A 13,461-nucleotide genomic window follows, 5' to 3' on the forward strand; every position below is an offset into this window, starting at 1 on the left:
AGGTCGCTAGGTTCGGATACCGAAATGCCCCAATGGAAGTCGATGCGAGAAAACACGAGGTACATTCCATATAATCACTGTTATCTTCGCCACGATATTCGGAGGTGTCTGTGAAGTGCTTTGCCCGGTGGTATTCGGATTGTCACGGCGGAGCATCCTTTCGTGACCAAACTATTCTTCAGTTCGGCGACTCGTGGGAGTTCCGTGCCAGCTTTGTTCTCTTGAACCCGGGTAGCGCGCTACCTCTTAACGAATCGGACCAAACGGACTGGCTCCGGGATAAGGATCTACCATTTTTTGTCAGCCCGAAAGACGGCGAAAAGTACGTGCAGTTCTCCGTGGACCGGCTTATGCGTGATGTCATGACGCTATTCTCAGCTCATTTCTCCGGTGGGGCTATCAGGTTGCACAATCTTTTTAACCTAAAGAACCAAGATTCGGCTGACGCTGTAGATCAGATCGCAGCGTACTCAAGTCATCCCAAGATGTTCGCCAAAGATGCTGATATCAGGTTCTGCCATGCTCCAGTCATTGTGGCGTCTGGAGGTTATTCTGAGAACAACGATGTATTAAGGGCGGAATTGATCCGTCTCGTGCGATTAGCGAGACTAGAATTTCTATTCGCACTGTCGCGTATAGCGCCAAGAAGTTTTTCGATATTACAGGCTACTCCCAACGGGGACGGGTTCGTGAAAAGCTATCACCCTTCGTACACATTCAAATATGGCAACACAACAACGATCGGTGAAATACAAACATAACAATGCGCTGCAGCCCACGGTCAACCCTCCGCTCCGCTCTGGTTCGCCGCGGCTGAGCTTGATCGTTATGCCTCCTGAGGTAGGTATGTCATGACCCCAGAGGAATGGTGGAAAAACTTTGCGCTCGGCATGGAACTTGATGCATCTGGAACCTTTATCTACAACGGAATAAGGTCGCTGCACGAACTTCCGACGCTGAATCATCCCGTCGATAGCTTCGAGGTGTTGTACAACCTCTCTATTGGGCTCGAGCGTCTTCTGAAGGTGGCAATCATTCTGATCGAACATACCGATCAGATTGATATTGAGCAGTTTGAAGAAAGTCTGATCTCTCACAGCACAATTGACTTGGCCAACCGGGTTGATGCACAAAGAAGTCTCGCCTTGGCCGGTATTCATCGAGAGTTTTTGTCGCTGCTTTCGAAGTTCTATGAATCACATCGCTACGGGCGTTATTCCCTTAGTGCGGTCCCAAATATTTACCAGGAAAAATTGGAATTTCTACGATTCTTGGCCAAACACCTGAAGATTCAGCTTGACCTGGAGAGCGAATTTACTCCGATTCGGAACACCAACCAGATTCGCAAGTTCGTCGGGAAGGTGGTCAAGAAGATTTGCGATGAAGTCTTTGCGGTTGTCAGACGGCGTGCTCGCGAATTGAATATTTATACCACTGAGATGAGGGGAGACGCCAAGGCGCTGAAGGTCTTCTATGGGGAGCGCTTGGATTTTCTCGATGAAGACATCAAGAAAAAGGAGTTGCTGCACTACCTTATGAGCGAAAAGGCCTCTGGTGATCACGTTGAGCTACTCCGGTCGTTCGAAGCCTTGGATCTTGACCCGGCGATGGTGCCAAACTACATACAGGCACTGTTAAACGATGCGTATCTTCCCTATGTAGAGGGAGAGATTGACGAACTCTACACCGAGGTAGAGAACGTGCGGGAACGCTTGGAATTTATGTCTATCGTCGATAACGAGTATTTATCATATGGTGGAGAAGACGAGGCATAACAACAGCTTCAACCCGACCGGCTTCTTCGCTGCCACTCCGAAGCCGGCGGGTTAAGCTGGGCGTTGGGCGGCGGACTGGCGGCTATCTAGTACGCCGAGTGGCGAAATAGGGGAGGGGGAATGAACTTCGATGTAATCGGCCCATTCGAGATAAAACGTAATGGCGCAAAGAACATAATAAACAAGAGATCATTGGACGACTTCAAAGAACAACTAGAAGCGAAGGAAGAGGGGTTGTCGACGTCTTGCGGCTGTTACGTATTCGCCAAACGAGCGGGGCAAGGGTGCAAGCCATGGTACGTCGGACAAGCCTGCAAATCGCCAATGGCAAATGAGGCACTGAATGCAGAGAATCGTGGTAAGTACAACGATTTGGATTCCAAGGGGACGCCAGTAATTTTTGTTGTTCCTGCACGGACACCGGGAGGGAAGCTGCGCAAGCGCCCGTCTCAGCCCCTCGCGTCGCTAAACTTTCTCGAAAAGTGGCTAATAGCGGCGGCTATCGAGCGTAACCCTGATTTAATTAACAGCAAAGAAACCAAATTTCTTCGAGATTTGCATGTTGTCGGGCTGCTGAACGCTAAGAAGGGAGAGTCGAATGGCTCATCTCAAGCTTTGTCCAAGACGTTGTTCGGATAGTCGGTACGTTCGTCACCCAACAAGTCGCCCGAGGCGACGTCGGCACACGTCGTGACCAGCAATTGGCGATTGTTGTGACGCGCCTCAGCTAAACGTTGGGCTGAAATGTGAACTAGGAAGTACACCTTGACCTACAATAAAGAAGAGGTGCGGGCACGCCGGATGCTCAGAATTGCTCAGTTGATCTATGATCACTGGGAAGAAGGAGCCGGCATGGATACTCGAATCTTTCAGGTACCAGTTATCAATGACGGGCTTGTCCTTTGGGGCCGCTCCGTGAGCGGCGGGTCGTACAGGGAGCATGCTGTTCCACGAGTCCTTATCCGGGACGAGTGCATGAATATGCTAGATAATGGCGCTGATGTTGAGGACGTCAAGGAGCGCCTACTCCAATACCTCTGGATAGTACACATCACGGAAGAGGAAGCGGATCGTCTCAATCTAGCTCATAAAACCTCCATGCCGGAGGGGTGGGTTTTCGGGAAGGGCGACCCGTTCGCTCGTTTCGAGGCCGCAGGAATAGAATTGGAGCCCAACAAGTTGCTGGAGCCGACGCGCTAAAGCGCGCGGCTCAGCTTCGCGTTAGCCGTCAAAGGGAAAGATATGGAGACAGCCAAAATCGCAGAACCGCTATCTGGTGACAAGCTGTATCAGCAACGAGCGCGTAAGGCCTTGCCAATTCTTGTAAGGCAGGCGCTTGCTGGTACTCCGATCACGTATGAGGATCTTGCAGATGAATTGGCAATGCCAAATCCACGCAATCTGAACTATGTCCTCGGAAGCATCGGCACTGCCCTTGGCAATCTTGCCGAGGAATGGGAGGAAGAAGTCCCGCCTGTTCAGTGCTTGGTTGTGAACAAGACCACCCGCCTGCCAGGCGAGGGAATTGCGTGGTTTTTGAGCGATCTAAAGACGTACAAAAAACTGCCAATGAAGCAGAAGCGGCAGGTGGTTCAAGCAGAGCTGATAAAAATTTACTCCTACAAGCACTGGCTTGAAGTGCTCAAATATTTCGGCCTCAAACCAGATGCGTCAGATTTCAACAATCTCCAAACTAAAGCAGCCTGGGGGTATGGCGGCGAGGGGCCCGAGCATAAAGCGCTAAAAGAGTTCATCTCCACACACCCAGAATCAGTGGGGATTTCCGCAGCTTTCGGAAACGGTGAGGAGGAGCATCCGTTGCCGTCCGGTGACTCAATAGATGTGCTTTTTCAAAAGGGTTCTGAGCAAATCGCAGTTGAGGTTAAGCCTGCTTCGTCCGGGGAGGCCGACATCGTCAGAGGGCTATACCAGTGCATCAAGTATGTTGCGGTGTTGGATGCTCGGCAGTCTGTGGAGCGGAAGCCCCAGAACGCTAGGGCAGTTCTCGCACTTGGCGGAAACTTTCCTCGTTCATTGGTCGGTCTTAGAAACATGCTCGGAGTGTCGGTCTGTGAGAACGTCAGTGCAGTTGCCGGCTAACAAATCGCTGCAGGTGACGTTTGACCCGCCACGCACTTTTGCTATCGAAAAGTGCGCGTCGCCTCAAACGCACCTGAGCTCAGGCGTTATGCATAAAAAATGAATGAGTCGATGAACCATCTCGCTGAAGAAACAAGAGCTTACTTGGAAGCTCATAGAGAAACCCTTGACCTCCCATTTCTGCACAGCTTTCCCAAAAACTGCTGTGAAAATGCGTCATTGGTGCTGGGGTATGTTCTAAAAGATGCGCATCCCAGCATGGAAGTTATGGTTGTAAAAGCTGATAGACCAGGACATGGAATGCACTTTTGGTTAGAGGCAGGAGGAAAGATCTTCGATATAACTGCAGACCAAGTTGAAGAAATCAGCTCCCCAGTTTTCGGTGGTGCATTCATTCCACTACCATTGCGGGAATACGAGGTTTATGAAAAGACCGAGATTGGCCAGGAACTTAAGAGTCATGATTGGAGAGACAAGCTTCGAATACTCCCTGAGATTTCTCAGGTAGTCCGAGGCCTTGCATAACAATCGCAGGCACGGCGACGCACTTTACATTCCGCCTTCGGCTCCATTCCAAATGCGCGCATGCTGCCAGCGTTATAAATCGAGGCGCTTCCAATGAGGCACTGGCTCACGCTTTTCGTTTCCATTGCAATCGCTGCGGCATTTGCCGTTTTGAGCTATCAAGCAACTGACTGGACTTGGTTTTCTCGCAGTGGCTCCATAATTATTGTTGTGGCGCTGTTAATGGAATACTGGCCGATTCTAAGAACGCGGTCGTTGCGTAGCATGCCGTTCTACGCCGACCAAGAAACTCATACGGCTACCAGGGTAGCAATACCCATTGCATGTTTGGGCACACTAGTCTGGGGTTTTGGCGATCTTGTGGGTACCGGTTGCTAATCGCTGGAAAATCCTTTGTATTTCGGGGAAAGGAAAACTAATGAAAAAGTTTGGCCACTTTCTGATCGGCATGGCTTCTGGAGTAGTCCTGCTAATTCTCACCTCCTTCGTGCCTCCACAATTCAATAAAGTAATGGATTTGGTTGAGGGTGGTGCTGAAATAGACGCAACTGGGTTCGCTGTCTTCGGAGTGCTGGCTTTTCTCGGAAGTTTAATGTACTTGTCCGGCCACATATTTCATGCCTTCAATAAAAAGGTCACAAAATATTTCGAGTCTTGGTTTGAGTAAATTTATAACAAATGGCTGTTGTCGGACGCACCTACGCTTCGCTCCGGCGCGCCGCAAAGCCAAGCGTTAGAGGTTCGGCATGAATCATTGGGCTGTCGTAAGGGCAGTAATTATCGGGTTTGCGGGTATATCTTCAGCCCTTGCTCCCGCAGACCCCTCTGTACAAGCCGCAGTCGGTTGGGAGGCTGTTCCTCTTAGTTTTCTCTTTTTTCCGGTTATCGTTTGTATTGGACTATGCGTTTTTCTGCCTTTCCGTAGCGCAAAGCTGAAGTTATCAGCTCCGGCTTGGAGCCATAATCCTTTTGATTTCTCACGGCCTGAGCAATTTTTCGATATGGCCGGTTATGGAATGCTTGCCACGGGTGCAGGATTGTTGGCAGCGGAGCTCTGGGGGACTGGTGCAGGTTTGGTGAGCGCTTTTGCAACGGCGGCACTCGGCGCTGGAGTGCTTTCGGGACTTTGGATCTTAGAACTCGTTGCGCGAAGGCAGGCTAAGTTTGAAGTCTAGGGGTAGAGTGAAGCCCTCTAACCAGGCCAAGCACAGCGACAGCTTTTCCGTTGCGGCTCCGCCTACACTCCAAAGCTGCGCGTGTTGGCAGCGTTATACAAGGGGGAAGCCTTGAGCGTTACGTGTTACATGTGTGATGCCCCTTCAACTTCCCGGGAACATGTTCCACCAAAATGCATATTTCCGGAGAAGAAAGATTCACCCAAAGGCGTCGACTTTAGAAAAAACCTTATCAAGGTCCCATCTTGTGATCGACATAATTCGCACAAGTCGAAGGATGATGAGTACCTGATGTTTGTGCTGGCTTGTGCTTTCCGTGGGAACGAAGATAAGAGCAACCACTTTGCCTCAAAAGTATTACGAGCTTTCGCTCGCAAGCCGCATGTTTACAAGAGTTTCATGGATGGCTTTTCTCCTATCTACTTGCAACACCCAAATGGAAAAATGGAGCAGACGGCATCCTTTAAGGTAGATCTTAAAAGATTTCATAACGCGATATTTCAAGTTGCTTGTGGCTTGTTTTTCCACCAGTACGGAAAAAAGTGGCAAGGTGGGTATCAGGTCATAACAAATGAGCTATTAGCCCTTAATTCACCTAATGCTGTTCAAGCTAATGAGGTCGTACAGAGAGCTGGGGAGCGGGTAAGCAAGGTATTCGAGAATTATCCGCGGCATGGTGAAAACGACAGAATTTTTGCATACTCCATGGTCTCAGACGACCAAGATAGACATGCAATTTACATGAAATTTTACGAAGGCATCGAGATCACGGTGCTTCTGCAACATGTATAACCAGTGCAGGCAAGGGACGCTCCTGGCGTCGCGCCCCTGCTGCACTCGTTAAAACCACCAATCGGGATCACCAATGTCCTCAGAATTAAGGCGCATCAAAAAGCGAAAAGAAACGAGGGATGAGCTCGATAGCCTATACGAAAAATCTGAGCATGTACTGGTTATTCACTATTCGTGCGAATCTTTTTACGACATCAAAGATGGCCGAACCCCTAGGGTGACCTCGATAGCTGTACGTAATTTGAAAACAGCACAGACTGAGAGCTTTTCTATTCATAAAATCGCTGAGCGTAGGGGCGTTAAGATTTCAAACATACCGGGAAGGTACGATGAACTCGAAAAAGAAATGCTCGACGATTTCTTTGAGTTTTTAAAATATCGCCAGACCTCTCACTTTATCCACTGGAATATGCGGGATGGTAACTATGGCTTCTCCGCAATTGAGCATAGATACCAAGTATTGGGTGGTGAGCCGTTTGTCGTACCCGACGATAAGAAATTTGATCTTGCGAGGGCGCTGGTCGCATTGTTCGGCCGGGAGTATGTCAGTCATGGCGAGTTCGGGCGTTTTCACGAACTCATCAAGCTGAACGATATCACTGATAAGAGTGCACTGACGGGCAAGCAAGAGGCCGATGCATTTGATAATGGTGAATACGTCAAATTGCATCAGTCCACTTTGCGCAAGGTCGATTGTATGGCCAACATCGTCGAGAGAACTGTAGATGGTTCATTGGCAACAAATGCTTCTTGGCGCGATAAGTATGGAGCCCATCCCAAAGCGGTTGTTGAATATATCCAAGAGCATTGGCTTTGGTCATTCCTGGTGATTTTTGCAATCATCAGCGGCGTAGTTGGCCGAGTCATGGGGTGGTTTTAACAAGTTGCTGCACGCGGAAAAATTACTCGCTGCGCTCCTAATTTTCCGGTGAGCAAAGCGTTAGCAGGGGGGTCTGAGTGGTGAGTGACGGAAATCCACTAATAAATATCGGCGAGTTGTCACGCCCTGCTACGGTGTTGATCGAGAAGGTATCCAACGCCGTTGGAGTCTTGTACGAGCCGAGGCGGATCAAGAAGCGCGCTGAAGCTGAGGCGGAAGCCGATAAGATCAAGTATTTAGCTTCGAAAGAGCTAGACGATCTCGAGCAGCGAGCGGTCGATAGGCTGGTGCACCAAGAAGGGCGGAAGCAGAGAAATATAGAAGAAATAACAGCACAAGCAGCCGAATCGCTAGATGAAGATGCCGACACTGAAGAACTCAACGAGGATTGGCTTGCACATTTCTTTAAGCAGTGCGACACGGTATCGGACGTCGAAATGCAGTCGTTATGGGCGAGGCTGCTTTCAGGTGAAGCAAGCTCTCCCGGTTCTTACTCCAAGCGTACCGTAGATCTGGTTGCATCCCTCGATAAGCCAGATGCGCACCTGTTCACTAGATTCTGCCAATTCTGTTGGATGATTGGGGATCTCACACCCGTAATTTTTGATGTCCATCACCAGGTCTTCAAAGATCAAGGTATCCATTTCGATTCCCTGAAGCATCTGGACTCCCTCGGACTCATTTCCTTCGAGTCAATCTCAGGCTACAAGAGGCAAGGGATCAGTAAGTACGGCACCGTGTTCTATTTTGGTACTCCTGTAAACATCGAGTTTCCGAAGGATGAGAACAACGAACTGCAAATCGGTAAAGCACTGTTGACCCAAGCGGGGAAAGAACTGGCCCCGATTTGTGGGGCTAGCAAGAATAAAAGTTTCTATGACTATGTGGTAGCGGAATGGCACAAGAACGGGTTAGTAGTGAGTACGCCGCTTTCCACATGAGGAGCCCGCGGTCCATCGTGGCTCCTTCGAGGGCCTACCGCTAACCAGGCGGTCAACCGGACGCCAAAAGCTTGGTGCTTTTGGTTCCCTCCGCTGGCGCTCCGGCGCCGGTTACCTCTGCGTTAGCTTTCCAATGAGCGAAGGATTGTCATGACATCAATACCAATAAAAATCAGTTATCACTACGGAGATGCGGAGCATGGAATGCTCGATATGTATGACGCATCTGTATCCTTGCAGGGCTTTGCAAGGGCTTTGGCAATAACCGGTCATGCTTTGCTCAATGAAGGCGAAATCAGAAAGAAGGGCAATCGCATAGAAGGTGGTCGGCTTCTTATTTCTCCACCTAGGCGTGGCAGTTTTGAGGAGCTGATAACTTTCGTAATTACAAACAAGGAAGCAATAGGCGCGAGTATCGCTGCTGCGGCGTTCTACGACCTAATGAAATGGACATGGTCAAAAACGCTTGATTTAGCATATGAACCCCAAACCCCTCATGTGCGTAAATTAGAGGAGCGCATTGAGCCGTTTATTGGCGAAATAGAAGAAGCTCTGGAGTCACCATTAGAACAAGCTCATCGCCCTATCAGGCAAAATGATGAAATGGTAGTTTCAATAAAGCGGGCGCGAGCAGGAGAAATCATTCAACTTAATAGAGACACTTTGGCGAGTGTTTCTTTACACACCGAAAGTGATATTGCCCGAATCTCCGGTAATGTAACTCGATACAACATTTTATCTGGGTGTGGCAGACTATACGATGACACTCTGGATAGGACAATGTCATTCAAGGTTCTTGATGATGTTTCTACGGTACAGAAGCAGCTATTAACTTGGTCAATGCACCATGCACAGGCAGAGCATGGCGGAAAAGTATTTTTTGATGTTCAGCGAGTCGTCTCAGCGAAAGGCAGTATTAAACGGTTTCTTGTACATGGTATATCGCAAATACAAAGCTAACAAAGCCATAAACTCGGACGCCAAAATACTGCGCCGCTCGTACCTCGCTATGTAGTTTTTTGCCGCCGGTTATGGCAAGCGTTAGAGTTGGCAAGTAGATCCAAACACAGAAGGAGAAATAAGATGAAAATGCACCTCACATCAGCAGTCGCTGTTGTCCTTGCCGTTTTGCCGACCGTTTTGATGGCAAACCCCATGAGTCAAGGAACTTCTTATGGTGGGATTACGTTCAGTCAGCTGAAATACGATGAGGATGGTATATCGGACGATGCAAATCCTACCGCATTGATTGGGCGCCTTGGGTATTTTGTTGCGAACCAGATCGCGATCGAAGGGCGGCTCGGTATTGGCCTTTCCGATGATACGGTACGTGTTGAAGAATTTGGCCCGGCGGTTGATGTTGATGTGGAGCTTGATCGTCTTTTTGGCTTTTATGCTGTGGGGCATCTCCCGCTGGGCGAAGCAGCGTCTATTTATGGCTTGTTCGGTTTTACAGACGCAAAGGCCACATTTTCGGCTAATGGGTTTTCAGGCTCCGATACTGATAGTGGGCTATCGTACGGATTTGGTGCCGAGTTCTATCCCTCAGAACAGATTGGCTTGAATGTTGAGTACACGCAGTACTTGGATGAAAGCGGATATGATTTGTCGGCGATCAGTGCCGGGGTTAAGTTTCACTTCTAGATCTCTAACAACAGCGTCAACTCGGACGGCTTCACCCTGCGCGTTCGCTTCGGGTAAAGCCGGCCGGTTACGCTGGGCGTTGGGCTGAAGGACCAGAGGGTGAGAGCCCTAGCGGCATGATGACCGCCAGAGCAGGATTGTCACCGGTCCCCGATCGAGCGCAGTTCATCAATGAGCAGTTGCCGGCTGTTGTGGACATACCGCTTCAGCGACGAAAGGCTCCGGTGGCCGGAGAACTGTGATAGGCGGTTGGGGTCCCAGCCGGTCCGATCGGCCATGCGCGAGATGGCCTCATGGCGCAGGTCGTGGGAAGTCGGGTTGGTGAAGAGCTCGGGGTCAGGCTCCTCGCCGCGGGCCTGGCAGTCGGCGTGGTAAGCCTTGCGGGTCCGGGTCAGGATGCGCCGCTAGGCGTTGCGGATGGCATCAACCGAGTGGGGGGGCGCAATGCTGAAAGGCGTCGGAGCCCTCCTTCTGCAGGTGAATGCAAAAGGGAAGGGATCCTCGATCACACCGAACGCAAAGCGAACCCTTCCCTCAGCCCCTGCAAAGGTCTGTGAAGCGAAGGGTTCCGACTCGGAGACGGCTCTAGGCCGTTGATTTTATTGGTGGGCGGCGCTGGGATCGAACCAGCGACCCCTGCCGTGTGAAGGCAGTGCTCTCCCGCTGAGCTAGCCGCCCAACTCTTGAGCTGCGCAGTTTACCGGCGCCGTCTCCCTGCGTCAAATGGGGCGCGTGGGCGGTGGTGCATTTGGTAGCATACGCGCCTTCAGCACGGGGAGAAGAAGGAAGACAGGCCACCATGACCATGATCCGCACGCGTTTCGCGCCCAGCCCGACAGGCTATCTGCACATCGGCGGTGCCCGGACCGCTCTCTACTCCTGGCTGCACACCCGCCGTCACGGGGGCCGGTTCGTGCTGCGGATCGAGGACACGGATCGCGAGCGCTCCACGCCGGAGGCGGTCAACGCCATCCTCGAGGGCATGGCCTGGCTCGGGCTCGATTACGACGAGGGCCCCTTCTACCAGACCGAGCGTTACGATCGGTACCGCGAGCACCTGCAGACGCTGCTCGACTCCGGGCAGGCGTACTACTGCTACTGCACCAAGGATCGGCTAGAGCGGCTGCGCACCGAGCAGCAGGCGCGTAAGGAGAAGCCGCGCTACGACGGCCGGTGCCGGGATCTGGACGGGCCGCCCTCCGAGGACGTCGCCGATGAGCCGGTGATCCGCTTCCGCACGCCGCTGGAGGGTCACGTGGTGGTGGAGGACGCCATCCGCGGCAAGGTCCAGTTCCTCAACTCGGAGCTCGATGATCTGGTCATCGCCCGCGGCGACGGCTCCCCGACGTACAACTTCACCGTGGTGATCGACGACCTGGAGATGGGGGTGACGGATGTCATCCGCGGTGATGACCACCTGAACAACACGCCGCGCCAGATTCACCTCTATCAGGCCCTGGGGGTCGAGCCGCCGCGCTTCGCCCACGTGCCGATGATCCTCGGTGAGGACGGCAAGCGCCTTTCCAAGCGCCACGGCTCGGTCAGCGTGCTGCAGTATCGCGACGAGGGGTATCTGCCCGAGGCGCTGCTCAACTACCTGGTGCGGCTGGGCTGGTCCCACGGCGATCAGGAGGTCTTCGGCGTTGAGGAACTGATCCAGCTCTTCGACATCAACGACGTCAACCACTCGGCGTCGACCTTCAACCCCTCCAAGCTGCAGTGGCTCAACCAGCAGCACATCATGCGCGCGGCGCCGAATCACATCGCCCGCCACCTGGGGCCGTTCCTCGCGGAGCGGGGCGTGGACCCCGCCGAGGGGCCGTCCCTGGAGGCGGTGGTGCGCACACAGCAGGAGCGCGCCAAGACGCTGGTGGAGATGGCCGACAACAGCCTGTTCTTCTACCGTCGTCCGGAGGCCTACGAGGAGAAGGCCGCGCGCAAGAACTTCAAGGAGGGCACCGCCGAGATCCTCGAGCACTGCCAGCACCTCTTTGTCGGGCTGCCGAGCTGGGATGCCGAGTCGATCCACGGGGTGGTCACCGAGGCGGCCGAGGCCTTCGAGGTGAAGATGGGTAAGGTGGCCCAGCCGATTCGGGTGGCGGTCTCCGGCGGTGCCGTCTCGCCGCCGATCGATGCCACGCTGGAGCTGCTCGGGCGCGAGGAGTCCGTGGCACGGCTCAGCGCGGCCGTCGAGTGGGTTCGGGAGAACGTGGGGTAATTGGCGCCAGGGGGTGTTGACGACCCCCGGAGCCATCCCTAGAATACGCACCCATAACGCAACGGGGCCATAGCTCAGCTGGGAGAGCGCCTGCATGGCATGCAGGAGGTCGGCGGTTCGATCCCGCCTGGCTCCACCAAACAAGCAGGGCGATACAGTCCTCCGCAAAGCCCCGAGTCGGTTTCCGGCTCGGGGCTTTTCTTTTTTCGGGCGCCCGCCGCGGCTCAAGGGTGGGCCGCGCTGAGCTCCAGCCGGGCGACCTCCACCCGCGCCTCGAACGCTGCCCCGTAGGCCACCACGGCCACCGATGTGAGCCGTGCCGGATCGAGCGCCGCCTGCAGCCCCCGCGGCTCGAAGGCCGTAAAGGGGACCACGACCTCCTGCCAGTCTTCCGCGACGGCCAAGGGGGCGCGGTAGTGCTGCCACGGTTGGTGGGTGTCGGCGCTTCTCGCGTGCAGGTAGTAGGGGCCCGGGGTCCCGCGCACGGTGACGCCGAAACCCGACCAGGCGGAGGCGTCGAAGCTTTCACCGGATGGGGCGAGGGGCAGTCGGCTCTGGATGAACCCGCCGTTGTTCTCGAGCCGGACCTGGCCGCTGAGCCGGAGGGCTGGCCCCCGGTCCGTCTCGACGATGCCGGCGTGCATGTCCGAGCGCCCGCCCATGACCCGGTCGGTGAACCCTTGCCAGGCGGTGCCGATCGCCGCCCGGCCGTCCGCGGCCGTGAAGTCGTCGAGCAGATAGGCGGCGGGTGATTCCGTGCCGGACATGGCGAGCTCCTTCCGGGGCTGGATGGCTGCGGGCCAGTGGTCCGCGATGGTGATCTCAGCTTATCCGCGGGCGTGGCCGATGGCCAGGGTGGCCCGGCGGCCCTCGGCGTGGCGGCAGGGTAGATGCCCCGTGTTTTGTGGGCTGTCTGATGCTATGCTGCGATCTAGAATTGTTCCAGACAAACACGGAGAGGAGCCCACGATGACCGCATCCACCACACGACCGGTCGTATTCTTTGATGGGCAGTGCCCTGTCTGCAGCCGCGAGATCGGCCTCTATCAGCGCCTGGATACCGCCGGGGCGGTGGAGTGGCGCGATCTGCACGCACCGGGGGCGCTCGACGACACCGAGCTGACCTGGGATCAGGCCATGCAGCGCTTCCACTGCCGGGACGCCGATGGCGTGATGCGCAGCGGCGTGGATGCCTTTGCCCTGGTCTGGTCCTATCTTCCCTACTGGCGTTGGGCGTCGCGGGTCGTGCGCGGGCTGGGGCTGGTCAGACCCATGGAGCCGCTTTACGATTGGTACGCACGCCGTCGCTACAGCCGGAGCTGCTCGGTACAGGGGGACTGCCGCTAGGCGCAGGGGCCTGGACCGCACCCGGGTGGGGCAGGCGCGGGTGTGTGTCCAGACTCCGGCGGAA

The 13,461-nt window shown here is 54.0% G+C and carries 15 protein-coding genes and 2 tRNA genes; 14 read left to right on the forward strand and 3 right to left on the reverse strand.

Features of this window, described 5'->3' with window-relative positions; all coding sequences use genetic code 11:
* Nucleotides 1–851 precede the first annotated feature (851 nt).
* From LRA98_RS00305 to LRA98_RS00355, 11 genes are all read left to right on the forward strand, one after another.
* Nucleotides 852–1,775, forward strand: coding sequence for a hypothetical protein (locus LRA98_RS00305; RefSeq protein ID WP_238632650.1), 924 nt, complete (start codon nt 852–854; stop codon nt 1,773–1,775).
* Nucleotides 1,776–1,895: 120 nt separating this feature from the next.
* Nucleotides 1,896–2,414 (forward strand): hypothetical protein, encoded by a 519-nt coding sequence (locus LRA98_RS00310; protein ID WP_238632648.1) that lies wholly within the window; start codon nt 1,896–1,898, stop codon nt 2,412–2,414.
* Between the two features lie 126 nt (nt 2,415–2,540).
* Nucleotides 2,541–2,975, forward strand: a complete 435-nt coding sequence (locus LRA98_RS00315; protein WP_238632646.1) for a hypothetical protein — start codon at nt 2,541–2,543, stop codon at nt 2,973–2,975.
* A gap of 42 nt (nt 2,976–3,017) precedes the next feature.
* Nucleotides 3,018–3,875 (forward strand): hypothetical protein, encoded by an 858-nt coding sequence (locus LRA98_RS00320; protein ID WP_238632644.1) that lies wholly within the window; start codon nt 3,018–3,020, stop codon nt 3,873–3,875.
* A 111-nt stretch (nt 3,876–3,986) separates the two neighbouring features.
* Nucleotides 3,987–4,400 carry a hypothetical protein gene (locus LRA98_RS00325; protein ID WP_238632642.1) on the forward strand — a complete coding sequence of 138 codons (414 nt, stop codon included), beginning with the start codon at nt 3,987–3,989 and terminating at the stop codon, nt 4,398–4,400.
* 418 nt (nt 4,401–4,818) lie between these two features.
* Nucleotides 4,819–5,067 (forward strand): hypothetical protein, encoded by a 249-nt coding sequence (locus LRA98_RS00330; RefSeq protein ID WP_238632640.1) that lies wholly within the window; start codon nt 4,819–4,821, stop codon nt 5,065–5,067.
* Between the two features lie 799 nt (nt 5,068–5,866).
* A complete protein-coding gene (locus tag LRA98_RS00335) occupies nt 5,867–6,367 on the forward strand; it encodes a hypothetical protein (RefSeq protein WP_238632638.1) in 501 nt (166 codons plus the stop codon).
* A gap of 73 nt (nt 6,368–6,440) precedes the next feature.
* The gene (locus LRA98_RS00340) at nt 6,441–7,247 is read left to right on the forward strand and encodes a hypothetical protein (RefSeq protein ID WP_238632636.1); all 807 of its coding nucleotides are present in this window, start codon (nt 6,441–6,443) and stop codon (nt 7,245–7,247) included.
* Nucleotides 7,248–7,324: 77 nt separating this feature from the next.
* On the forward strand, nt 7,325–8,188 hold the full coding sequence (locus tag LRA98_RS00345; protein ID WP_238632635.1) for a DUF2806 domain-containing protein: 864 nt from the start codon (nt 7,325–7,327) through the stop codon (nt 8,186–8,188).
* A 150-nt stretch (nt 8,189–8,338) separates the two neighbouring features.
* Nucleotides 8,339–9,148 carry a DUF7946 domain-containing protein gene (locus tag LRA98_RS00350; protein ID WP_238632633.1) on the forward strand — a complete coding sequence of 270 codons (810 nt, stop codon included), beginning with the start codon at nt 8,339–8,341 and terminating at the stop codon, nt 9,146–9,148.
* Between the two features lie 123 nt (nt 9,149–9,271).
* The gene (locus LRA98_RS00355) at nt 9,272–9,832 is read left to right on the forward strand and encodes a porin family protein (protein ID WP_238632631.1); all 561 of its coding nucleotides are present in this window, start codon (nt 9,272–9,274) and stop codon (nt 9,830–9,832) included.
* Between the two features lie 140 nt (nt 9,833–9,972).
* On the opposite strand, the gene LRA98_RS12960 is transcribed toward LRA98_RS00355, so the two are convergent.
* Together LRA98_RS12960 and LRA98_RS00365 are read right to left on the reverse strand one after the other, a co-directional pair.
* On the reverse strand, nt 9,973–10,230 hold the full coding sequence (locus LRA98_RS12960) for a tyrosine-type recombinase/integrase (protein WP_338018536.1): 258 nt from the start codon (nt 10,228–10,230) through the stop codon (nt 9,973–9,975).
* Between the two features lie 205 nt (nt 10,231–10,435).
* Nucleotides 10,436–10,510, reverse strand: a tRNA-Val gene (locus LRA98_RS00365).
* A 121-nt stretch (nt 10,511–10,631) separates the two neighbouring features.
* Here LRA98_RS00365 and gltX point away from each other — a divergent pair.
* Together gltX and LRA98_RS00375 are read left to right on the forward strand one after the other, a co-directional pair.
* Entirely contained in the window at nt 10,632–12,050 is a 1,419-nt protein-coding gene (gltX, locus tag LRA98_RS00370; protein ID WP_238632629.1) for a glutamate--tRNA ligase, read from the forward strand.
* 63 nt (nt 12,051–12,113) lie between these two features.
* Nucleotides 12,114–12,189: transfer RNA gene (locus tag LRA98_RS00375), tRNA-Ala, on the forward strand.
* An 85-nt stretch (nt 12,190–12,274) separates the two neighbouring features.
* Here LRA98_RS00375 and LRA98_RS00380 read toward each other — a convergent pair.
* Nucleotides 12,275–12,817, reverse strand: a complete 543-nt coding sequence (locus LRA98_RS00380; protein ID WP_238632628.1) for a CIA30 family protein — start codon at nt 12,815–12,817, stop codon at nt 12,275–12,277.
* Between the two features lie 202 nt (nt 12,818–13,019).
* On the opposite strand from LRA98_RS00380, the gene LRA98_RS00385 reads away from it, so the two are divergent.
* Complete coding sequence (locus tag LRA98_RS00385) at nt 13,020–13,397, forward strand: thiol-disulfide oxidoreductase DCC family protein (protein WP_201167079.1); 378 nt, start codon at nt 13,020–13,022, stop codon at nt 13,395–13,397.
* The last annotated feature ends 64 nt before the right edge of the window (nt 13,398–13,461 follow it).

It is taken from the genome of Halorhodospira sp. M38, assembly GCF_022227985.1.
Classification (GTDB): Bacteria; Pseudomonadota; Gammaproteobacteria; order Nitrococcales; family Halorhodospiraceae; genus Halorhodospira; species Halorhodospira halophila_A.